The sequence below is a fragment of the Methyloversatilis sp. genome, assembly GCF_030698125.1.
Lineage (GTDB): Bacteria > Pseudomonadota > Gammaproteobacteria > Burkholderiales > Rhodocyclaceae > Methyloversatilis.
This window is the reverse complement of sequence record NZ_JAUYNV010000016.1, coordinates 131,770-152,136: the sequence shown is the minus strand read 5'-3', so window position 1 is coordinate 152,136 and position 20,367 is coordinate 131,770. Positions and strand designations below refer to the sequence as shown.

Annotated in this window: 21 protein-coding genes and 1 pseudogene; 21 read left to right on the top strand and 1 reads right to left on the bottom strand. The window is 65.1% G+C overall.

The genetic code is table 11. From position 1 onward, the window contains the following. Window positions 1-171: 171 nt before the first annotated feature. The 10 genes from Q8Q80_RS07155 (at window position 172) to Q8Q80_RS07110 (ending at window position 8,666) form a co-directional block, all read left to right on the top strand. Window positions 172-1,098, top strand: a complete 927-nt coding sequence (locus Q8Q80_RS07155) for a catechol 2,3-dioxygenase (RefSeq protein ID WP_305632259.1) — start codon at window positions 172-174, stop codon at window positions 1,096-1,098. A gap of 10 nt (window positions 1,099-1,108) precedes the next feature. After that, window positions 1,109-1,372 carry a phenol hydroxylase subunit gene (locus Q8Q80_RS07150; RefSeq protein WP_305632258.1) on the top strand — a complete coding sequence of 88 codons (264 nt, stop codon included), beginning with the start codon at window positions 1,109-1,111 and terminating at the stop codon, window positions 1,370-1,372. Window positions 1,373-1,414: 42 nt separating this feature from the next. Next, window positions 1,415-2,407 (top strand): aromatic/alkene monooxygenase hydroxylase subunit beta, encoded by a 993-nt coding sequence (locus Q8Q80_RS07145; protein ID WP_305632257.1) that lies wholly within the window; start codon window positions 1,415-1,417, stop codon window positions 2,405-2,407. 9 nt (window positions 2,408-2,416) lie between these two features. After that, complete coding sequence (locus Q8Q80_RS07140; protein WP_305632256.1) at window positions 2,417-2,686, top strand: MmoB/DmpM family protein; 270 nt, start codon at window positions 2,417-2,419, stop codon at window positions 2,684-2,686. Window positions 2,687-2,765: 79 nt separating this feature from the next. Continuing rightward, the gene (locus tag Q8Q80_RS07135; protein WP_305632255.1) at window positions 2,766-4,319 is read left to right on the top strand and encodes an aromatic/alkene/methane monooxygenase hydroxylase/oxygenase subunit alpha; all 1,554 of its coding nucleotides are present in this window, start codon (window positions 2,766-2,768) and stop codon (window positions 4,317-4,319) included. Between the two features lie 13 nt (window positions 4,320-4,332). After that, window positions 4,333-4,692: a phenol hydroxylase subunit P4 gene (locus Q8Q80_RS07130; RefSeq protein ID WP_257093012.1), complete on the top strand. Its 360-nt coding sequence runs from the start codon at window positions 4,333-4,335 to the stop codon at window positions 4,690-4,692. Continuing rightward, window positions 4,692-5,750 (top strand): NADH:ubiquinone reductase (Na(+)-transporting) subunit F, encoded by a 1,059-nt coding sequence (locus tag Q8Q80_RS07125; protein ID WP_305632254.1) that lies wholly within the window; start codon window positions 4,692-4,694, stop codon window positions 5,748-5,750. Before Q8Q80_RS07130 ends, Q8Q80_RS07125 begins: the two co-directional genes overlap by 1 nt. Window positions 5,751-5,752: 2 nt before the next feature. Further along, window positions 5,753-6,088, top strand: a complete 336-nt coding sequence (locus tag Q8Q80_RS07120; protein ID WP_305632253.1) for a 2Fe-2S iron-sulfur cluster binding domain-containing protein — start codon at window positions 5,753-5,755, stop codon at window positions 6,086-6,088. A 127-nt stretch (window positions 6,089-6,215) separates the two neighbouring features. Next, window positions 6,216-7,922 carry an Eco57I restriction-modification methylase domain-containing protein gene (locus Q8Q80_RS07115; RefSeq protein ID WP_305632252.1) on the top strand — a complete coding sequence of 569 codons (1,707 nt, stop codon included), beginning with the start codon at window positions 6,216-6,218 and terminating at the stop codon, window positions 7,920-7,922. A 6-nt stretch (window positions 7,923-7,928) separates the two neighbouring features. Further along, window positions 7,929-8,666 carry a PaeR7I family type II restriction endonuclease gene (locus Q8Q80_RS07110; protein WP_305632251.1) on the top strand — a complete coding sequence of 246 codons (738 nt, stop codon included), beginning with the start codon at window positions 7,929-7,931 and terminating at the stop codon, window positions 8,664-8,666. Between the two features lie 98 nt (window positions 8,667-8,764). On the opposite strand, the gene Q8Q80_RS07105 is transcribed toward Q8Q80_RS07110, so the two are convergent. After that, window positions 8,765-9,505, bottom strand: coding sequence for a GntR family transcriptional regulator (locus Q8Q80_RS07105; protein ID WP_305632250.1), 741 nt, complete (start codon window positions 9,503-9,505; stop codon window positions 8,765-8,767). A gap of 191 nt (window positions 9,506-9,696) precedes the next feature. Between Q8Q80_RS07105 and Q8Q80_RS07100 the strand changes: the two genes are divergently transcribed. The 11 genes and pseudogenes from Q8Q80_RS07100 (at window position 9,697) to Q8Q80_RS07050 (ending at window position 20,348) form a co-directional block, all read left to right on the top strand. Further along, window positions 9,697-10,134 (top strand): heme-binding protein, encoded by a 438-nt coding sequence (locus tag Q8Q80_RS07100; protein ID WP_305632249.1) that lies wholly within the window; start codon window positions 9,697-9,699, stop codon window positions 10,132-10,134. A gap of 31 nt (window positions 10,135-10,165) precedes the next feature. After that, window positions 10,166-11,626, top strand: a complete 1,461-nt coding sequence (locus Q8Q80_RS07095; RefSeq protein ID WP_305632248.1) for a 2-hydroxymuconic semialdehyde dehydrogenase — start codon at window positions 10,166-10,168, stop codon at window positions 11,624-11,626. An 11-nt stretch (window positions 11,627-11,637) separates the two neighbouring features. Beyond that, entirely contained in the window at window positions 11,638-12,471 is an 834-nt protein-coding gene (locus tag Q8Q80_RS07090; RefSeq protein WP_305632247.1) for an alpha/beta fold hydrolase, read from the top strand. 13 nt (window positions 12,472-12,484) lie between these two features. Next, window positions 12,485-13,270: a 2-oxopent-4-enoate hydratase gene (gene dmpE / locus Q8Q80_RS07085; protein WP_305632246.1), complete on the top strand. Its 786-nt coding sequence runs from the start codon at window positions 12,485-12,487 to the stop codon at window positions 13,268-13,270. A gap of 11 nt (window positions 13,271-13,281) precedes the next feature. Continuing rightward, on the top strand, window positions 13,282-13,896 hold the full coding sequence (locus Q8Q80_RS07080; RefSeq protein WP_305632245.1) for a carboxymuconolactone decarboxylase family protein: 615 nt from the start codon (window positions 13,282-13,284) through the stop codon (window positions 13,894-13,896). Beyond that, window positions 13,893-14,810 carry an acetaldehyde dehydrogenase (acetylating) gene (locus Q8Q80_RS07075; RefSeq protein ID WP_305632244.1) on the top strand — a complete coding sequence of 306 codons (918 nt, stop codon included), beginning with the start codon at window positions 13,893-13,895 and terminating at the stop codon, window positions 14,808-14,810. The genes Q8Q80_RS07080 and Q8Q80_RS07075 overlap by 4 nt, the downstream gene beginning before the upstream one ends. 17 nt (window positions 14,811-14,827) lie before the next feature. Beyond that, window positions 14,828-15,868 (top strand): 4-hydroxy-2-oxovalerate aldolase, encoded by a 1,041-nt coding sequence (gene dmpG, locus Q8Q80_RS07070; RefSeq protein ID WP_305632243.1) that lies wholly within the window; start codon window positions 14,828-14,830, stop codon window positions 15,866-15,868. A 3-nt stretch (window positions 15,869-15,871) separates the two neighbouring features. Next, window positions 15,872-16,660, top strand: coding sequence for a 2-oxo-3-hexenedioate decarboxylase (gene dmpH / locus Q8Q80_RS07065; RefSeq protein ID WP_305632242.1), 789 nt, complete (start codon window positions 15,872-15,874; stop codon window positions 16,658-16,660). Between the two features lie 27 nt (window positions 16,661-16,687). After that, a pseudogene (locus Q8Q80_RS07060) lies at window positions 16,688-16,882 on the top strand (4-oxalocrotonate tautomerase); the annotation flags it as partial. Between the two features lie 68 nt (window positions 16,883-16,950). After that, a complete protein-coding gene (locus tag Q8Q80_RS07055; RefSeq protein ID WP_305632241.1) occupies window positions 16,951-17,931 on the top strand; it encodes a YCF48-related protein in 981 nt (326 codons plus the stop codon). Continuing rightward, window positions 17,928-20,348, top strand: a complete 2,421-nt coding sequence (locus tag Q8Q80_RS07050; protein WP_305632240.1) for an RND family transporter — start codon at window positions 17,928-17,930, stop codon at window positions 20,346-20,348. Before Q8Q80_RS07055 ends, Q8Q80_RS07050 begins: the two co-directional genes overlap by 4 nt. Window positions 20,349-20,367: the final 19 nt, after the last annotated feature.

Genomic DNA, 20,367 nt, shown 5'->3' with positions numbered 1-20,367 from the left:
ACCGCCAAATATCGAGATTTCTATCGATTATCGAGTATGGCACGCTTCTTGGATGGGAGAGGGTGCGGCTGACGGCTGCATTCCGCACTCCGGCAAGGGCGCTCCGGCGTTTCCTTCATCCGGATGGGCTGATGCGCCGCAGCACGCACCACATAAAAGGAGGAGGACACGATGACCATGACCGGCGTGCTGCGCCCGGGTCATGTCGCCCTGAGGGTGACGGATCTGGATGCGGCGATGAAACACTATGGACAGGTACTGGGCCTGCTGGAGACCGGGCGCGACGCGCAAGGTCGGGTGTATTTCAAGGCGTGGGACGAACACGACCACCACAGCGTGGTGCTGCGCGAGGCGGATGCGCCGGGCATGGATTACATGGGCTTCCGGGTGGACAGCGAAGGCACGCTCGACCGACTCGCAGCGGCCGTCGAAGGCAGCCGTCTGGCGACCGACCTGCAATGGATCCCCGCCGGCGAACATCTGCACACCGGGCGGCGCTTCCGCTTCACGGTGCCGACCGGGCATGCGATCGAACTGTTCGCCGCCAAGGACAAGGCGGGCAACGGGCTCCCGGACGTGAATCCGGACCCGTGGCCGGATGGTCTGGTGGGCATGCAGCCGACCCGCTTCGACCACTGCCTGCTGTACGGCGACGACGTCGACGGCGTGGTGAAGCTGCTTACCGAAGTGCTCGGCTTCACGATTGCCGAACAGGTGATGGCTGGCGATGTGATGGTGGGCGTGTTCCTGACGTGCTCGACCAAACCGCACGACATCGCCTTCATCCGCAATCCGGAGAAGGGCAAGTTCCACCACTGCTCCTTCATCCTCGACACCTGGAACGACGTACTGCGCGCGGCCGACCTGATTTCGAAGCACGACGTGTCGCTGGACATCGGGCCGACGCGGCATGGCATCACGCGCGGCGCGACCATCTACTTCTTCGACCCGTCGGGCAACCGCAACGAGGTGTTTTCGGGCGGCTATATCTACTACCCCGACAAGCCGGTCATCACGTGGACCGTCGAGGACCTCGGGCGCGCGATCTTCTATCACGACCGCAAGCTCAACGACGCCTTCCTCAATGTGTACACCTGAGGCGGGTGCCATGGCGTCGGCATTCGACCCCTTCCGCAAGTTCGTGCGCATCACCGGCGAGCGCGACGACGGCTTCGTCGAGTTCGATTTCGCACTCGGCGAGCCGGCGCTGTTCGCCGAAATGATGCTCACGCGCGCCGCCTTCGAGGAGTTCTGCGCGACGCAGCGCGTGGTGCTGCTCGACGGCGACGGCGGTCCGCTCGGCGGCGACGCCGGTCTGCACTCGCCGCTGTCGGCACGGCTAAACGAAGTCCTGAACCGCGGCCCGCGCTGAGCGCGGGCACGAGGTCACGAAAACACATCAGAGGAGACTGGCATGCAGATCGATCTGCGTACCGTATCAATCAAGCCGCAGCGACAGACCTACGGTCACATCGCGCGCCGCTTCGGTGACAAGCCGGCATCGCGCTACCAGGAAGGCACGTTCGACCTGCAGCCGACCGCCAACTTCCACTACCGCCCGACCTGGGACCCCGAGCGCGAAATCTTCGACACTTCGCGCACCCGGTTGCAGATGAAGGACTGGTACGCATTCAAGGACCCGCGCCAGTACTACTACGGCGCCTGGACATTGGCGCGCGCGCGCCAGCAGGACACCGCCGAGTCGAACTTCGATTTCGTCGAGACGCGCAATCTCGGCGCCCTGCTCGCCGACGATGTGCGCCAGCAGGCACTCGACCTGCTGCTGCCGCTGCGCCACGCCGCCTGGGGCGCGAACCTGAACAATTCGGCCATCTGCGCCTATGGCTACGGCACGGCGATCACCCAGCCCTGCATGTTCCACGCGATGGACAACCTGGCCATCGCGCAGTACCTCACCCGCATCGGCCTGCTGCTCGGCGACACCGGGTCGCTGGCGGCTGCGAAGGAGCGCTGGCTATACGCCGCCGACTGGCAGGGGCTGCGCCGCTATGTCGAGGACAGTTTCGTGGTGCAGGACTGGTTCGAGCTGTTCGTCGCGCAGAACCTGGTGCTCGACGGTCTGGTGTACCCGCTTTTCTACAAGACCGTGGTGGAGGACGAACTGTCGCTGCGCGGAGGCACCGCGGTCGCGATGCTGACCCAGTTCATGACCGAGTGGTACGCCGAAACCACGAGGTGGGTCGATGCGCAGATCAAGACCGCCTGCGCCGAGTCGCCGCACAACGCCGTCATGGTCCGTGACTGGATCACTGCCTGGCAGAGCCGCGCGCTGGAGGCGCTGAAGCCGCTGGCACAGCGCGCGCTGGGTGAGCGCGCCGGCTCCACGCTCGACGATCTTGCAACGCAGTTCGCTGCCCGCGTCGCCAAGTGCGGCGTGCCGGTCTGAGGTCGCGCCATGTCCAGGGTATTCATTGCGCTGCAGACCAACGACGACACGCGACCGATCATCGAATCCATCCTCGCCGACAACCCGCACGCCGTGCCGGTCGAGTCGCCGGCCATGATCAAGATCGATGCCGAAGGCCACCTGACGGTGAAGCGCGAATCGATTTCCGAACTGATCGGCCGCGACTTCGACCTGCAGGAACTGCACACGCACCTGATATCGCTGTCCGGCCACATCGACGAGAGCGACGACGAGTTCACGCTGTACTGGGACAACTGATCGATCACAGAGGGAGTACGCGGGACACAGACGGCTGCCCGATCGGCCGCACCCGCTCCGTCATTGAGGAGACGCACAGATGGACATGCAGGTACCGAAGAAGAAGCTGGGCCTGAAGGAACGCTACACGCTGATGACCCGTGATCTGGCCTGGGACACCACCTATCAGCCGAAGGAGAAGGTGTATCCGTACGCCGACTATGAGGGCATCAGGATCCACGACTGGGACAAGTGGGAAGACCCGTTCCGGCTGACGATGGACGCCTACTGGAAATACCAGGCGGAGAAGGAACGCAAGCTGTACGCCATCATCGACGCCTACAGCCAGAGCAACGGCCATCTCGGCGTGACCGACGCGCGCTACCTGAACGCGATCAAGATCTTCCTGACCGCGGTGACGCCGCTCGAACACATGGCCCACCGCGGTTTCGCCCACGCCGGTCGCGCCTTCCCGGGCGCCGGTGCGCGCGTGGCGTGCCAGATGCAGGCGATAGACGAGATGCGCCACGCGCAGACGCAGATCCACTCGCTGTCGAACTACAACAAGTACTACAACGGCTTCCACGATTTCACGCACATGTACGACCGGGTCTGGTACCTGTCGGTGCCGAAGAGCTTCTTCGACGACGCGATCACCGCCGGCCCGTTCGAATTCATGGTGGCGGTCGGCTTTTCGTTCGAATACGTGCTCACCAATCTGCTGTTCGTGCCCTTCGTGTCGGGCGCGGCCTACAACGGCGACATGGGCACCATGACCTTCGGCTTCTCGGCGCAGTCCGATGAGGCGCGTCACATGACGCTGGGTCTGGAGTGCATCAAGTTCATCCTCGAACAGGATCCGGCCAACCTGCCCATCGTGCAGCGCTGGATAGACAAGTGGTGCTGGCGCGGCGTGCGCCTGCTGTCCATCGTCGCGATGATGATGGACTACATGCTGCCCAAGCGCGTCATGAGCTGGAAGGAAGCCTGGGAAATCTATTTCGAGGAAAACGGCGGCGCACTGTTCAAGGACCTCGCGCGCTACGGCATCAAGATGCCGGCCTGCGCGGAGCAGATCCGCCTGGAGAAGGACCACCTGTCGCATCAGGTATGGGCCACCTTCTACAACTACGGCGGCGCCACCGACTTCCACACCTGGATGCCGACCGAAGACGAAATGCAGTGGCTGTCACAGAAATACCCGGACACCTTCGACACGTACTACCGGCCGCGCTTCGAGTTCTGGCGCGAACAACAGGAGAAGGGCAACCGCTTCTACAACCAGACGCTGCCCATGCTGTGCCAGACCTGCCAGATCCCGATGCTGTTCACCGAGCCCGGCGACCCGACGAAGATCTGCTATCGCGAGCGGACCTACAAGGGCAACAAGTACCACTTCTGCTCCGACCACTGCCAGCACATCTTCGACAACGAGCCGGAGAAGTATGTGCAGGCCTGGCTGCCGGTGAACCAGATCTACCAGGGCAACTGCTTCCCCGAGGGGACTGACCCGAGCGCCCCCGGCTTCGATCCGCTGGCCGCGGTGCTGGAGTACTACCGGCTCAACATCGGTCGCGACAACGGCGAGTTCGAAGGTTCGGAAGACCATCGCAACTTTGAAGCATGGCGCGGCATGGCCAAGCGCAACGACTGAGGGGGACGACGACATGCAAGTCGCAGCAGTGAAGGACTACGTCGGCGTGCCGCGCGACGTGGTCGACAATTTCCATGGCAACCAGCTCGTCTTCATCGGCTGGGACGATCACCTGATGTTCTGCGCGCCGCTGGCCTTCCCCTTCCCGCCGACCCTGCGCTTCGGCGACATCGTCGAGAAGGTGCTGCCCGGCGCCTACGGCTACCACCCGGACTGGGCGAAGATCGACTGGTCGAAGGTGGAGTGGATGAAGTCCGGCGAGCCATGGACGCCGCACTTCAACCGCTCGCTGGCGGAGAACGGCATCGGTCACAAGGACGCCATCCGCTTCCGCACGCCCGGCCTGACCGGCATCCAGGGCTCGTGCAGCTGATGGGCTACGCGCTGACCATAGAACCCCTGGGCCAGACGCTGGAGGTCGAGGACGACCAGACCGTGCTGGATGCCTGCCTGCGCGCGGGCATCTGGCTGCCGCACGCCTGCTGTCACGGGCTGTGCGCCACCTGCAAGGTGCAGGTGACGGACGGCGAGGTGGACCACGGCGAGGCGTCCGACTTCGCGCTGATGGATTTCGAGCGCGACGAGGGCAAGACGCTGGCCTGCTGCGCACGGCTGCAGAGCGACGTGACCATCGAGGCGGACATCGACGAGGAGCCGGACGCGCGCAACATTCCGGTCGAGGACTTCCACGGCACGGTCAGCCGCATCGAACAGCTCACGCCGACGATCAAGGGCCTGTTCATCACGCTCGACCGGCCGCTCGATTTCCAGGCCGGGCAGTACATCAACCTCGACATCGGCGCCGAGCCCGGCATGTCGCGCGCGTTCTCACTGGCCAACGCACCTTCGAACGGCGACGAAGTCGAGCTGAACATCCGCATCGTGCCCGGCGGCCGCGGCACCACCTGGATACACGAGTCGCTGCAGGCGGGTGACCGGGTGAAGCTGTCCGGCCCCTACGGCCGCTTCTTCGTGCGCGCATCGGCGGCGAAACCGCTCATCTTCATGGCCGGCGGCTCGGGGCTGTCGAGTCCGCGCTCAATGATTCTCGACCTGCTGGCCAAGGGCTACGCGCAGCCGATCACGCTGGTCTATGGCGCGCGCAACCGGGCGGAGCTGTACTACCACGACGACTTCATCGCACTGGCGGCGGCGCACCCGACCTTCAGCTATGTGCCGGCGCTGTCCGACGAGGCGGCGGGCAGCGACTGGGCCGGTTTCCGCGGCTACGCGCACGAGGCCGCGCTGGCCCGCTTCCGCGAGGACTTCCGCGGCCACCAGGCCTATCTGTGCGGGCCGCCGGTCATGATCGATGCCTGCATCAATGCGCTGATGCAGGGCCGGCTGTTCGAGCGCGACATCCATACCGAGAAGTTCTTCTCGGCCGCCGACGCGCAGCAGGTTCGCAGCCCGCTGTTCCGGAAGATCTGACCATGACGCGCACCTACCGGATCGTGCTCGACGGCATCGGCCGCGAATACCTGTGCGCGGAAACGCAGAACGCGCTGCGCGGCATGGAGGCGCTGGGCGGCCGCGGCATCCCGGTCGGCTGCCGCCGGGGCGGCTGCGGCGTCTGCAAGGTGGAAGTGCTGTCCGGCACCTACTGCGCCGGTATCATGAGCCGCAGCCAGATCAGCGAGGAAGATGAGCGCTGCAACTGCGTGCTTGCCTGCCGCATCTACCCGACCAGCGACCTGCGGCTGAAGGTGGTGGGCAGGATGGCGCGCAGCGTCGAGGCGCTGAAGCGGGAGGCCGCGCAGAGGGATTGACCGCGGAGGTCCTTCTGCCTGCCCCGATCCGGTTCTGTGCTGCGGATCGAGGCAGGTCGGCCTGCGCTGGAATGACCTGAAGAGCTTTCGGCCTTAGTATTCGCGCTTGCGAAACTTTGGTCTTTCCATGGCGCCCCCTTTGGCATTTCAAGCCGGTCTGTTCGGAGATTGCCCGGTCGAAGCGGCGATCCGGCAACTGGCGGACGATTCGAGCACCGAGGAGCGTGGCGCGATCTATACGCGTCGCGAGGTCGTCGACTTCATGCTCGATCTGGCGGGTTACTCCGCCGAGCGGGATCTCACCCGCCTCCGTTTTCTCGAACCGTCTTTTGGTGCCGGTGATTTCCTGCTACCGGCAATCGAGCGATTGTTAAGTGCAGCGAACAGGGCGGGCCATGGCTTTGCGCTGGACGACTGCATTCGCGCGGTCGAGCTGCATCGCGACACTTATGAATCCACTTTCGCCAAGGTCGTACAGACCCTTATGGCCTGGGGTCACTCGGAAGAGGGCTCGCGCCATCTGGCCCGACGCTGGCTCATCTGCGATGACTTCCTGTTGGCGCCGATGCGGGGCGCTTTCGACGTCGTTGTGGGCAATCCGCCCTATGTACGACAGGAGTTGATTCCGGAGGCGTTGCTCAATGAGTACCGCGCGCGCTATTCGACGCTCTACGATCGCGCCGATCTATACGTGCCTTTCATGCAGAGGGCGCTTGAACTGCTCGCCGATGGCGGGGAGCAGTGCTTCATCTGTGCCGATCGCTGGATGAAGAACAAGTACGGAGCGCCCTTGCGACGTTTCATCACGACGCGTTTCCGGCTCAAGGCCTATGTCGATCTCAGCGAGGCATCCGCCTTTCATTCCGAAGTGATCGCATATCCGGCGATCACCCTGATTGCACGTGTGATGCCAGGAGCGACGCGCGTCGCAGTCGTTACGGATGTCGAAAGACTTGCGGAACTCACATCCGGATTGATGGGTAGTGGCTCGGAGGGGACTTCCGATGTCCGTCTGGTCGGAAGTCTTCCCGCGGATGGCGAGCCATGGGTGCTCGCGGAAGAGGATTCTCTTTCCCTGATCCGCCGTCTTGAAGGGGCCTTTCCCACCCTGGAACAGGCGGGCTGCAAAGTGGGGATCGGCGTTGCGACGGGCGCGGACAGGGCCTTCATCGGGCTCATGGACGAACTTGGCGTCGAGGATGATCGCAAACTGCCTCTTGCCATGACGCGCGATATCGACAGCGGAGAAGTGCGTTGGCGCGGATTCGGAGTGATCAATCCCTTCCGGGATGACGGCAGGCTGGTCGATCTTGCCGCATATCCGAAGTTGCGTGCTTTCCTGGAAGAGCGGCGCGACATCATTGCGAATCGCCACGTCGCGAAGAAGGACCCGTCCCGCTGGTTCCGCACCATAGACAGGATTACCCCGTCTCTGGCGGTCGAGCCCAAGCTGCTGATTCCCGACATCAAAGGTCACGCCCAGGTCGTGTTCGAGGATGGACGGCTCTATCCGCACCACAATCTTTACTTCGTGACCGCGAGTGAGTGGGATCTGAGGGCGTTGCAGGCAGTCTTGCTGTCCGACCTGACGCGATTCTTCATCGCCTCGTATTCCACACGTATGCGGGGCGGTTTTCTCCGGTTTCAGGCGCAGTATTTGCGGCGGATCAGGCTGCCGTTCTGGAAGGATGTTCCATCGGATATGCGATCGCGACTCGGCGCTGCCGCTCGCGCTCTGGATGTTCCGGCGTGCAATGGGGCCGTTGCCGAGCTCTACGGTCTGACCGAAGCCGATATGGCTTTGACAAGAAATGAGGGTGCGCAGCGGCGCTGAGACCGAATGGCTCTTGAATTGTGCGACTACGAGCGCCGTGCGCGCGGGGCGGTAAAGGAGTTCTGGACAAGCCGTGGTGGCGCTGCCGAGCGTCAACGTCAATCCGGAAGGGCAGATCGCGGCGAACGTGGCGGCGTTCTTTCGGGCAAGAACATGGATGGCTTCGTTCCGCTGATTCAGGCACTCGTTGCGAAGAACGGGCTGCCATCGGCGGAAGTGCACCTCAAGCGCGCTGTCCTCACACTTCCTGGCTATTTTCGTCCGACCAAGATCTGGGACGTGCTGGTAATGAACGGTGGTCGGCTGATCGCCGCTATCGAACTGAAAAGCCAGATCGGGCCGTCATTCGGCAACAATTTCAATAATCGGGCCGAAGAGGCGATCGGTACCGGCCATGACTTGTGGATTGCCTATCGTGAGGGTGCGTTCGGTGAGCAGCCTCCGCCGTTCATCGGCTGGCTCATGCTTGTAGAGGATTGCGACAAGTCGAGAAATCCGGTCAAGGACGCGAGCCCTCACTTTCCCGTGTTCCCGGAATTTCGCGGCGCATCTTACCTGACGCGATACGACATTCTTTGCCAGCGACTGGTCAAGGAGAAAGTCTACTCGTCGGCCTGCGTCATGACGTCGTCCAGAAGCGCCGCAACGTCCGGCGTCTTCGGAGAAATGGCGGAATTGACCAGTTTGGGGACGTTCGTGCGGCGCCTTGCAGCACACATTGCCGAGGAGGCCTCGCGCGTTTAATCGGGCGCGAAGGGTCGGGGGAGAAGGGCGCCGAAGCGGAAGGTGGATACGAGAACCGGAATCCATTCGCCACGATTCCTGGCCGGCGAAGTTCCTCCTCAACCGCCGTTGGCCGCCTTCCTCACCGGCTCCTGCGCGAACTGCGGCACGTTGGCCACCGTCTGGAAGGTGCGCCAGATGTGACCCGACAGCACGCGCGTCGCCTCGTCGGCGTCGCGTGCGATCGTGGCTTTGAAAATCCGTTCGTGTTCCTCGTGCACATCCTGCGGCACCGGCCGGTTCAGCACCGATATGCGGCGGTAGCGTTCGGACTGGCGGTAGAGGATGGCCAGGAAGTGACGTATCCAGCGCGAGGTGCAGGCGCCGATCAGCGTTTCGTGGAACATGCGGTTGCGCTCTTCCCACTCGTTCACGCTGCGATCGACGTCGCTGGCCAGCTTCTCTTCCGCCCGCGTCAGCAGATGGAAAGCGCTGACCAGATTGCCTTCCCAGCTCTCGTCGCCGTTGGCGATGCTCTGCCGCAGCGCCTCGCATTCGAGCATGACGCGCGTACGCGTGATGTCCTCGATGTCGGCCAGCGAAATCGGCGCCACGCGGAAGCCGCGCTGTCCCTGTGCCACCACCAGCGAATCGCTCACCAGCAGTGCCAGCGCCTCGCGCAGCGTGCCGGCGCCAACCTCGTACTCGTCCTTCAGGTGTTCGACGCGCAGCTTGGTGCCAGGCGGATGACGCCCTTCGATGATGTCCCTGCGCAGCTGGCGATAGGCGCCATCCACCAGTGTCTTCGGCTCACAGGCTTCGCCATTGACCGAGAAATCACCGGTAATCAATTGTTCCATATCGACTTTCAATAAGCCCCCCGCACGGAGTACCGGAGCATGCGCTCATTCTAGTTCCGAACTTTATCCGTGAAAAGTCTAAAATCTCGATAAAACATGTTGACGTCGAGATTCTTAATTTATATCGTTAACTCCATTGAATATCGACGGAAGAGAGGCCGCCATACAGGTGGCCCCGCGGAGGAGACGACATGGACGTAGCGGCACGGCAATCGACGGTGGGCTGGCAGGCGGCATCCGCAGCGGTGCATGCGGCGGTGGCGCACGCAGCGACCATCGGCGCCTGCGTCAATGCGGCGGTGGTCGACCGCGCCGGTCAGCTGGTGTCCTTCCTGCGCATGCCGGGCGCGCCGTTGCATTCGGTCGACATCGCGATCGACAAGGCCTACACCGCCGCCAGTTTCGGTCTTCCGACCGGCGACTGGGCAGCCGCCCTTTCAACCCATTCCGAAGCAGTCCGCCAGGGGCTGCCGCTGCGTCCGCGCATGGTCATGTTCGGCGGCGGGCTGCCGCTGGTGGTGGCCGGTGAACGCATCGGCGGCGTCGGCATCTCCGGCGGTTCGGAAGCGCAGGACGAGGACTGCGCGCATGCCGGGCTCGCAGCGCTCGGTCTCGACACCGCTCGCTGAAGCGCCGGCAAACCCAACAAGAAAGAGTTCGATGAAACAGATCAGTCACTTCATCAACGGCGAGTTCGTGACGGGGCGCGAAGGCCGCCGTTTCGACAAGCGTTCGCCGCTGGACAACCGTGTCATCGCCTCGGTGTCCGAGGCGGGGCGCGACGAGGTGAATGCCGCGGTCGCATCCGCGCGGGCCGCGCTGGAAGGATCCTGGGGGCGTATGGCGATGACGGAACGCACCGGACTGCTGTACGCGGTGGCCGATGAAATCACTCGCCGCTTCGATGATTTCGTAGCCGCCGAAGTGGCTGATACCGGCAAACCGGTCAGTCTGGCCAGTCACCTCGACATCCCGCGCGGCGCTGCCAACTTCAAGATCTTCGCCGATGTGGTCAAGAACGCTCCGGGCGAATTCTTCGAGATGGCCACACCGGACGGCCGTGGCGCGATCAACTATGCGCTGCGCCGCCCGGTGGGCGTGGTCGGCGTCGTGTGTCCGTGGAACCTGCCGCTGCTGCTGATGACCTGGAAGGTTGGACCGGCACTGGCCTGCGGCAACACGGTGGTAGTGAAGCCGTCGGAAGAGACGCCGCAGACCGCGGCGCTGCTCGGCGAAGTGATGAACGCGGTGGGCATGCCGGCCGGCGTCTACAACGTGGTGCACGGTTTCGGGCCGGATTCGGCCGGCGAATTCCTGACCACGCATCCGGGGGTAAACGCCATCACCTTCACCGGCGAGACACGTACCGGCGAAGCCATCATGAAGGCGGCCGCCAGCGGCGCGCGCCCGGTGTCGCTGGAAATGGGTGGCAAGAATCCGGCCATCGTGTTCGCTGACTGCGACTTCGACGCCGCCATCGCCGGCACGCTGCGCTCGGCTTTCGCAAACTGTGGTCAGGTCTGTCTGGGCACCGAGCGCGTGTATGTCGAGCGGCCGATCTTCGAGCGCTTCGTCGCCGCGCTCAAGCACGGCGCCGAAGCGCTGGTGCTGGGCCGTCCGGAAGATGACGCCACCGGCATGGGGCCGCTCATTTCGGCCGGGCACAAGCAGAAGGTGCTGTCCTACTACCGCGATGCGGTGGAAGAAGGTGCCAACGTCGTCACCGGTGGGGGCGAACCCGCCATGCCGGAGGAACTGGTGCATGGCGCCTGGGTGCAGCCGACGATCTGGACCGGCCTGCCGGAGACGGCCGCCGTGGTGCGCGAGGAAATATTCGGACCGTGCTGCCACATCGCGCCCTTCGATAACGAAGATGACGCAATCCGCATGGCCAACGACACTCAGTACGGATTGGCCGCCTCGGTGTGGACCACCGACATGACGCGCGGTCATCGCGTCGCCGCTGCACTCGAAACCGGTCTGGTGTGGGTGAACTCGTGGTTCCTGCGCGACCTGCGCACGCCCTTCGGCGGCGCCAAGCAGTCGGGCATCGGCCGCGAAGGCGGGGTGCATTCGCTCGAGTTCTACACCGAGCTGAAGAACGTGTGCGTGAAGCTGTGAGGACCGCCGACATGAACGCGCCACTCAATCCGGAAATCGCCCGAAGCATCGTCGCCGCCGGCATCAAGACCAACTACCACGACCTCGGCAGCGGCTTTCCGGTGCTCATGCTGCATGGCTCCGGCCCCGGTGTCAGCGCCTGGGCAAACTGGCGGCTGGTCATGCCGTCGCTTGCCGAACACGCTCGCGTGATCGCGCCGGACATGGCCGGTTTCGGCTACACCGAGCGCCGTCCGGACCTCCGGTACGACATGGACACCTGGGTCGCCCAGGCCGTCGGCATGCTGGACGCGCTGGGTATCGAGCGCGCCGATCTGGTCGGCAACAGCTTCGGCGGCGGTCTGGCGTTGCAGATGGCGATCCGCCACCCGCATCGCATCCGCCGTCTGGTGCTGATGGGCAGCGTCGGCGTGCGCTTCGACATCACGCCGGCGCTCGATGCGGTGTGGGGTTACACGCCGTCGATCGAAGCCATGCGCGGCCTGCTCGACCTGTTCGCCTGGGATCGATCGCTGGCCAATGACGACCTCGCGAAGCTGCGCTACGAGGCGTCGATCCGCCCCGGCTTCCAGGAATCCTTCGCCGCCATGTTCCCGGCGCCGCGTCAGCGCTGGGTGAATGCGATGGCCAGCAGCGTCGAAGACATCAAGTCGCTGCCACACGAAACGCTGGTGATCCACGGCCGCGAAGACAAGGTCATCCCGCTCGACACGTCGCTCACGCTGGCGCAGTGGATACCGAACGCGCAGCTGCACGTGTACGGCAAGTGCGGCCACTGGACGCAGATCGAGCATTCGGCGCGTTTCGCTCGCCTGGTGGGCGACTTCCTAAACGAATCCAATTGAACAGGCCCCGGACATGATGCAAGCCGACAAGATCCAGCAGTACGGCGACGAGCTGTACGCCGCGCTCACCACCCGCGAAACCGTAGCCCCGCTGACCAGCCGCGAACCGGACATCACGATCGAGGATGCCTACCACATCCAGCAGCGCATGATTGCGCGCCGGCTCGACGCCGGCGAGCGCATCGTCGGCAAGAAGATCGGCGTCACCTCGAAAGTCGTGCAGAACATGCTGAACGTGCACCAGCCGGACTTCGGCTACCTGCTCGACGGCATGATCTACAACGAGGGCGAGTCGATCGCCGCCAACTCGCTGATCCAGCCGCGCGCAGAAGGTGAGATCGCCTTCATCCTGAAGCACGACATCATGGGTCCGGGCGTGACCGGCGCCGACGTGCTGCGCGCCACCGAGTGCGTGATGCCCTGCTTCGAAATCGTCGATTCGCGCATTCACGAGTGGAAGATCCGCATCCAGGACACGGTGGCCGACAACGCCTCATGCGGCGTGTTCGTGCTCGGCGACCGCGCGGTGTCGCCACGCAATCTCGACCTCGGCCTGTGCGGCATGGTGCTGGAGCTGAACGGCGACATCGTCGGCACCGGTGCCGGAGCCGCCGCGCTCGGCCACCCGGTCAACGCCGTCGTCTGGCTCGCCAACACGCTGGGCCGTCTCGGCATTCCGCTCAAGGCGGGCGAAGTGATCCTGTCCGGTTCGCTCGCCGCCCTCATTCCGGTCAAGGCGGGCGACAGCCTGCGCATCGCCATCGGCGGCCTCGGCGGCTGCTCGGTGCGCTTCGTCTAGGAGACCACCCGATGGCGCGCATTGCACCCCTTCCCATCGAGTCCACGCCGGACATGGCGGCCGACTTCGCCTTCTTCGAGCGCACGCTGGGTTTCGTGCCGAACAGCCTGCGCACGATGGCCTACCGGCCGGCACTGGCCAAGGGCCTGATCGCGCTGAGCCGCGGTGTGTATGACCCGGCGGGCGAGGTCGATCTGGGCTTCAAGCGGCTGATCGGTCACGTCGCCAGCATGGCGGCCGGCTGCCTGTACTGCCGCGCGCATACCGCGACCAGCGCGCTGCGCCACGGTGTCGCCGCGGAAAAGATGGCGGCCATCGCCGACTACCGGTCGAGTCCGCTGTTCTCCGATGCCGAACGGGTGGCACTCGACTTCGCGCTGGCCGCCGCCAGCCAGCCGAACGACGTGAGCGACGAACTGTTCGCGAACCTGCGTGCGCACTGGAACGAAGGCCAGATCGTCGAACTGCTCGGCGTGATCGCACTGTTCGGCTTCTTCAACCGCTGGAACGATTCACTGGCAACGACGCTTGAGTCCGAGCCCCTTCAAACCGCCGGCAGCGTGCTCGGGAACACCGGCTGGACCGCCGGCAAGCACGCCGCCGGAGACGAGGACATCCCTGCATGAACAAGATCAAGTGTGCATTGATCGGGCCGGGCAATATCGGCACCGACCTGCTGTACAAGCTCAAGCGCAGCCCGGTGCTGGAACCGGTCTGGATGGTCGGCATCGACCCCGCGTCGGAAGGTCTGGCGCGCGCCCGCGACTTGGGGCTGAAGACCACCAGCGACGGCGTCGACGGCCTGCTGCCGCATGTGAAAGCCGACGGCATACAGATCGCCTTCGACGCCACCAGCGCCTACGTGCACGCCGAGAATTCGCGCAAGCTCAATGCACTGGGCGTCATGATGATCGACCTCACGCCGGCGGCCATCGGCCCCTTCTGCGTGCCGCCGGTGAACCTGAAGGAACACGTCGGCAAGCGCGAAATGAACGTGAACATGGTCACCTGCGGTGGCCAGGCCACCATCCCGATGGTGGCCGCGGTGTCGCGCGTGCAGCCGGTGAGCTACGGCGAGATCGTCGCCACCGTGTCGTCGCGTTCGGTCGGCCCCGGCACGCGCAAGAACATCGACGAATTCACCCGCACCACGGCCAGCGCCATCGAGCGCGTCGGCGGTGCCGCCAGGGGCAAGGCCATCATCGTGATCAACCCGGCCGAGCCGCCGCTGATCATGCGCGACACCATCCACTGCCTCACCGAGTCGGCGCCGCGCGCCGCCGAGATCGAGGAATCGGTGCACGACATGATCCGCCAGGTGCAGGCCTACGTGCCGGGCTACCGGCTGGTCAATGGCCCGGTGATCGACCTGGACACCCACCGCGTGTCCATCTTCATGGAAGTCGCCGGCCTCGGCGACTTCCTGCCGAAGTACGCCGGCAACCTCGACATCATGACCGCCGCCGCCGCGCGCACGGCCGAAATGTTCGCCGAAGAAATCCTGAACGGCTCGCTGTCGCTCGAGCCCGTCCCCGCTTGAGCGAAAAGGACTCCGACATGAATCTCAAGGGAAAGAAAGTCACGCTGCACGACAACACGCTGCGCGACGGCATGCATCCGAAGCGCCACCAGATCACGCTGGACCAGATGCTGGCGGTCGCGCGCGGCCTCGACGAGGCGGGCATGCCGCTGATCGAGGTCACCCACGGCGACGGCCTGGGCGGTGCCTCGGTGAACTACGGCTTCCCGCTGCACAGCGACGAGGAATATCTCGGCGCGGTGATTCCGGCGATGAAGCACACCAAGGTGTCGGCGCTGCTGCTGCCCGGCATCGGCACCGTCGAGCACCTGCGCATGGCGCACGAACTGGGCGTGCATACGATACGCGTGGCCACCCACTGCACCGAAGCTGACGTGTCGGAACAGCACATCGGTCTGGCGCGCAAGCTGGACATGGACACCGTGGGCTTCCTGATGATGGCCCACATGATCGAGCCGGAGCAGCTGGTCGCGCAGGCCAGGCTGATGGAAAGCTACGGCGCCAACTGCGTGTATGTGACCGACTCCGCCGGCCACATGCTGCCGGACGACGTGACGGCGCGCGTCACCGCGGTGCGCCAGGCACTGAAACCCGAAACCGAGATCGGCTTCCACGGCCACCACAACATGTCGATGGGCGTGGCCAATTCGCTGGCCGCGATCGAGGCGGGCGCCAGCCGCATCGACGGCTCGACCAACGGCCTGGGCGCCGGCGCCGGCAACACGCCGCTGGAGGTGTTCGTCGCGGTGGCCAACCGCATGGGCATCGAAACCGGCGTCGACCTGTACCGGATCATGGACGTGGCCGAAGACCTGGTGCTGCCCATGATGGAGCACCTGGTGCGCATCGACCGCGACTCGCTGACGCTGGGCTATGCCGGCGTCTATTCCTCCTTCCTGCTGTTCGCCAAGCGGGCCGGTGCCAAGTACGGCATCGCGTCGCGCGACATCCTGGTGGAACTGGGCCGCCGCGGCATGGTGGGCGGGCAGGAGGACATGATCGAGGACACCGCGATCACCATGGCGCGCGAGCGGGCGACCGCAGCGGTGGAGGGCTGAGCGATGAACCTCGACCGGACCACCATCGCGCTGCTCGCCGAGCGCCTCGAAAACTGCGAGCTGGAAGCGCGCGACACCACCAAGGTGACCGACGACTACCCGGACATGGACTGGGAAGACGCCTACGCCGTGCAGGACGCGATCCGCGCCCGCAAGCTGGCGCGCGGCGCGCGCATCGTCGGGCTGAAGGCCGGGCTGACCTCGCGCGCCAAGATGAAGCAGATGAATGTCGAAGACCCGGTGTTCGGCTTCCTGGTCGACAGCTTCGCCGTGGCCGACGGCGGCGACATCGATACGAAAAAGCTCATCCATCCCAAGGTCGAGCCGGAAATCGCCTTCGTCACCAAGGCCGCGCTGCGCGGGCCGGGCTGCCACATCGGCGCCGTGCTCGCCGCCACCGACTTCGTCGTGCCGGCGATCGAAATCATCGATTCGCGCTACCGCGATTTCAAGTTCGACCTGAAGAGCGTGGTCGCCGACAACTGTTCGTCCACCCGCTTCGTCACCGGCGGCACCGCTACCCCGGTCGAGGGGCTCGACCTGCGCACGCTGGGCGTGGTGCTGGAGAAGAACGGCCAGCCGGTGGCCATCGGCGCCGGCGCCGCGGTGCTCGGCCACCCGGCGGCGGCGATCGCCATGCTGGCCAACATGCTGGGCCGGCGCGGCGAAGAGATCCCCGCGGGCACGCTCATCCTGTCCGGCGGCATCACCGAGGCGGTCGCGGTCGCAGCCGGCGACAGCGTGAGTCTGCGCATCCAGTCGCTCGGTTCGACCAGCGTCCGCTTCGTCTGACCGCCCTTCGCCTTCCAGGAGAAACGACACATGCCATTCGCACAGATCAACCTGATCGAGGGCCGGACCGAGGACCAGAAGCGCGCCGTCATCGAGAAGGTGACGCAGGCGCTGGTCGAGGCGGTCGGCGCACCGCGTGAAGCGGTGCGCGTGATGATTATCGAGGTGCCGAAGTCCCACTGGGGCATAGGCGGCGTCAGCGCCAAGGACCTCGGGCGCTAGCCCCGCAGCCTCAAGCGACTTACCCCATCGACGACCCGGCCGCAGAGCCGGGCAAGGAGGAGAAATACATGAACCATCACGGATTCAGGGCGCTGGCCGTCTGCGCCGCGCTCGCCTCGTTCGCCACAGGCTGCACCCAGGCACCCGACCTTTCGGCCGCGCGCGCCGAGGCGCAGAAGCCGGTACAGCGTTACGACGCCATCCAGGCGCTGGCCGCGCACGGCGAGAAGGTCGCTGCCGGCACCCGCAGCGGTGCGGTGCTGGTGTCGGCCGACGGCGGCCGCAGCTGGAATCGACAGCCCATCGACGGCCCGTCGTCGATCACCGGCATGGACGTGTGCCCGGACGGTCGCTTCATCGCCATCGATTTCTACCGGAAGTTGTGGACGGCCGACGCGCAGCTGTCCGGCTGGACCGCGCAGCCGCTGGAGGCACCGCACACCGCGCTGGCCGTGCACTGCGACCGCCAGGGCCGCTGGTGGGTCGCCGGTACCGGTGCGCTCATCGTGCGCAGCGACGACCAGGGCAAGAGCTGGGTCAGGACCGACCTGCAGGAAGACCTGCAGATCACCACGGTACAGATGGTCGATGAGCTGAACGGCTTTGCCACCGGCGAGTTCGGCACAGTCATCGTCACCACCGACGGCGGTCAGAGCTGGGCAAAGCGTGGTGCGCTGCCGGAAGAGTTCTACCCGTATGCGGCGCTGTTCGTGTCGGCCAGCGAAGGCTGGGTGACCGGCCTGGCCGGGCAGGTGTTGAAGACCATCGATGGCGGCGTCTCCTGGACGCCGCAGGTGAATCGCTCCGGTGCGCCGCTGTACCGCGTGTTCATGCACGCCGGCGCGCCACACGCGGTGGGCGCCGGCGGCGCCGTGGTGCGGCTGCAGGGCGACGAGTGGGTCAGCGTCGCCTACGCCGACGCGCGCCCGGTACCGCTCTCGGCGGGCGCGTCCGTCCTTGCGCACAACACCCTTCTGATCGGCGGGCCGGGCGGCCTTCTGCGTGCCGTCGGCGACGGTGGTTCATCCAGACACGGAGCAGCGAAATGATCGCCCCGATCCGCAAGTCCATCACCCACGCGCTGCACAAGGCCGAAGAGTGGATCTTCGCCAACCCGAAGATCGTGCTCAGCCTGATCTTCCTGGTCACGCTGGCCTTCGCCGCCGCGCTGCCCAAGCTGCGCATCTATTCGGATTTTTCCGACCTGCTGCCGCAGGAACACAGCTACATCCAGACCTACAACCGCATCAAGGAGAACTTCGGCGGCGCCAACATGATCGTGATGGCGATCGAAGTCGAGCAGGGCACGATCTTCAACAACGACACGCTGAAGCTGGTGCATGAAGCGACCCAGGGCGTGGACAACCTGCCCAGCGTGAACCACAACCTGGTGTCCTCGCTGACCCACCGCACCGCGCGCAAGGTGTTCCTGTCGCCCGAGGGCAGCTTCGTGTCGCAGCCCTACTACGACCCGGCGAAGACCTATTCGGCCGATGAACTCGCGCAGATGCAGCGCGACGTGATCGCCAACCCCAATCTGTACGGCCTGATGGTGTCGCCGGACTTCAAGGCGGCGCTGATCAAGGCGCAGCTCAACGAGAGCGAGCTCGACTACGTCGAAACCTTCGCCGCGCTGCAGACCGTGCGCGGCACGCTGGCGCGCGACGGCCACAAGGTGCACGTGACCGGCAATCCGGTGCTGACCGGCTGGGTCTATACCTACCTCGACCAGATCGTGCAGATCCTGGCGTGGACGCTGGCGCTGCTGGCCACACTGCTCATCGTGTACTTCCGCCGCCTCTATGGCATCGCGCTGCCGCTGCTGGGCATCGCGCTGTCGTCGATCTGGGGCCTGGGCTTCATGGCGCTGGCCGGCATCAACCTCGAACCGTTGTCGCTGCCCATCCCCTTCCTGATCGCCGCCCGCGCCACGTCGCACGGCGTGCAGCTGGTGGTGCGCTACTACGAGGAACTGGCCATCGTGAAGAACGGCCGGCAGGCGGCGCGCAACGCGCTCGATGCGCTGTTCCGCCCCGGTTCGCTGGCCATCATCGTCGACGCGGTGGGCATCGCGGTGCTGATGCTCGGTGCTGCGCCCTTCAACTACAAGCTCGGTCTGGCTGCGGGCTTCTGGGGCTTCTCGGTCATCTTCACGGTGCACTTCATGGTGCCGCTGGCGCTGACCGTGCTGCCGCAGCCGAAGACGATGGAGAACGCCAACCAGGGCGTGCGCAACTTCCTCGGCAACGCGATGGCGCGCACCGGCGGCACCGACGGCGGCGCGCGCGCCATCCTGTTCGCGTCGCTGGCCTGCGTCATCGTCGGCAGCTGGTACGTGGCCAGGGTGCAGCTCGGCGAATCCGAACCCGGCAGCCCGCTGCTGAACCGCGACCACGATTACAACGTATCGACGGCAGCAATCAACACGCTGTTCCCGGGCTCGGAAGAGCTGCACATCGTCGCCCGCACCGAAGAGAAGGGCGGCATCAAGCGGCCCGAGGTGATGCACGCGATCGAGCGCTTCCAGGCGCACATGCTGTCCGACCCGACACTGGGCGGCGCGCGTGCGCTGCCGGGGGTGGTGCGGGTGGTGAACCAGCTCACCCACAACGACGACCCGCGCTGGGCACAGATACCGGACAACGCCGACGAGGTGGGCGGCCTGATGTTCGCCTACATGGCGTCCAGCCCGATCCCGGGCGCGCTGAAGGAGTACATCAGCCCGGACGAGAACGAAGCCAACATGGTGTTCTTCTACAAGGACCACCAGGCAGAAACGATCAACCGGGTGGTCGCGCTCGCCGAAGAGGGCAAGGCACGCATCGAAGCCGAAGTGCCCGGCCTGAAGATAGAACCGGGCGGCGGCATCATCGGTGTCACCGCGGCGGCCAACCAGGCGCTGCACACCGACCACATGATCATCATTCCGGCGGTGATGCTGCTGGCCTTCTTGCTGGTGATGGCCTACTACCAGTCGCTGCACGCCGGCTGGCTCATGGTGCTGCCCATGCTGTTCGCCACCGTCATGACCTATGCCTACATGGGCTGGGCCGGCATCGGCATCAGCGTGAACACGGTACCGGTGATCGCGGTCGGCGTCGGTGTCGGCATCGACTACGCGGTGTACTTCATGGACCGCATCCGCGAGGAAATGGCGGTCACCCGCAGCATCCACCGTGCGGTCGTCAACGCGGTCGCCACCACCGGCTATGCGGTGTCCTTCACCGCCGCGACGCTGATCGCCGGCGTCGTCATGTGGATCTTCATGTCCGACCTGCGCTTCCAGTCGGATGCCGCTGTCCTGCTGTCTTTCATGCTGGTCGTCAATGCGCTGGCCGCGATGCTCATCGTGCCCGCCTGGTGCGTGGTGTTCCGCCCGCATTTCGTGGTGGCCACCCACTACGACGACGACGGCGTGCTGGAAGAGGACGACGCATCGTGTGACATGGCCCGCGCCGCGGCCTGACCGGACCGCTTCGAATCCG

Bases quoted from the DNA above. Each gene is read 5' to 3' on its own strand.
- Q8Q80_RS07155 (WP_305632259.1), top strand. From the start codon at position 172: ATGACCATGACCGGCGTGCTGCGCCCGGGTCATGTCGCCCTGAGGGTG.
- Q8Q80_RS07150 (WP_305632258.1), top strand. From the start codon at position 1,109: ATGGCGTCGGCATTCGACCCCTTCCGCAAGTTCGTGCGCATCACCGGC.
- Q8Q80_RS07145 (WP_305632257.1), top strand. From the start codon at position 1,415: ATGCAGATCGATCTGCGTACCGTATCAATCAAGCCGCAGCGACAGACC.
- Q8Q80_RS07140 (WP_305632256.1), top strand. From the start codon at position 2,417: ATGTCCAGGGTATTCATTGCGCTGCAGACCAACGACGACACGCGACCG.
- Q8Q80_RS07135 (WP_305632255.1), top strand. From the start codon at position 2,766: ATGGACATGCAGGTACCGAAGAAGAAGCTGGGCCTGAAGGAACGCTAC.
- Q8Q80_RS07130 (WP_257093012.1), top strand. From the start codon at position 4,333: ATGCAAGTCGCAGCAGTGAAGGACTACGTCGGCGTGCCGCGCGACGTG.
- Q8Q80_RS07125 (WP_305632254.1), top strand. From the start codon at position 4,692: ATGGGCTACGCGCTGACCATAGAACCCCTGGGCCAGACGCTGGAGGTC.
- Q8Q80_RS07120 (WP_305632253.1), top strand. From the start codon at position 5,753: ATGACGCGCACCTACCGGATCGTGCTCGACGGCATCGGCCGCGAATAC.
- Q8Q80_RS07115 (WP_305632252.1), top strand. From the start codon at position 6,216: ATGGCGCCCCCTTTGGCATTTCAAGCCGGTCTGTTCGGAGATTGCCCG.
- Q8Q80_RS07110 (WP_305632251.1), top strand. From the start codon at position 7,929: ATGGCTCTTGAATTGTGCGACTACGAGCGCCGTGCGCGCGGGGCGGTA.
- Q8Q80_RS07105 (WP_305632250.1), bottom strand. From the start codon at position 9,505: ATGGAACAATTGATTACCGGTGATTTCTCGGTCAATGGCGAAGCCTGT.
- Q8Q80_RS07100 (WP_305632249.1), top strand. From the start codon at position 9,697: ATGGACGTAGCGGCACGGCAATCGACGGTGGGCTGGCAGGCGGCATCC.
- Q8Q80_RS07095 (WP_305632248.1), top strand. From the start codon at position 10,166: ATGAAACAGATCAGTCACTTCATCAACGGCGAGTTCGTGACGGGGCGC.
- Q8Q80_RS07090 (WP_305632247.1), top strand. From the start codon at position 11,638: ATGAACGCGCCACTCAATCCGGAAATCGCCCGAAGCATCGTCGCCGCC.
- dmpE (WP_305632246.1), top strand. From the start codon at position 12,485: ATGATGCAAGCCGACAAGATCCAGCAGTACGGCGACGAGCTGTACGCC.
- Q8Q80_RS07080 (WP_305632245.1), top strand. From the start codon at position 13,282: ATGGCGCGCATTGCACCCCTTCCCATCGAGTCCACGCCGGACATGGCG.
- Q8Q80_RS07075 (WP_305632244.1), top strand. From the start codon at position 13,893: ATGAACAAGATCAAGTGTGCATTGATCGGGCCGGGCAATATCGGCACC.
- dmpG (WP_305632243.1), top strand. From the start codon at position 14,828: ATGAATCTCAAGGGAAAGAAAGTCACGCTGCACGACAACACGCTGCGC.
- dmpH (WP_305632242.1), top strand. From the start codon at position 15,872: ATGAACCTCGACCGGACCACCATCGCGCTGCTCGCCGAGCGCCTCGAA.
- Q8Q80_RS07055 (WP_305632241.1), top strand. From the start codon at position 16,951: ATGAACCATCACGGATTCAGGGCGCTGGCCGTCTGCGCCGCGCTCGCC.
- Q8Q80_RS07050 (WP_305632240.1), top strand. From the start codon at position 17,928: ATGATCGCCCCGATCCGCAAGTCCATCACCCACGCGCTGCACAAGGCC.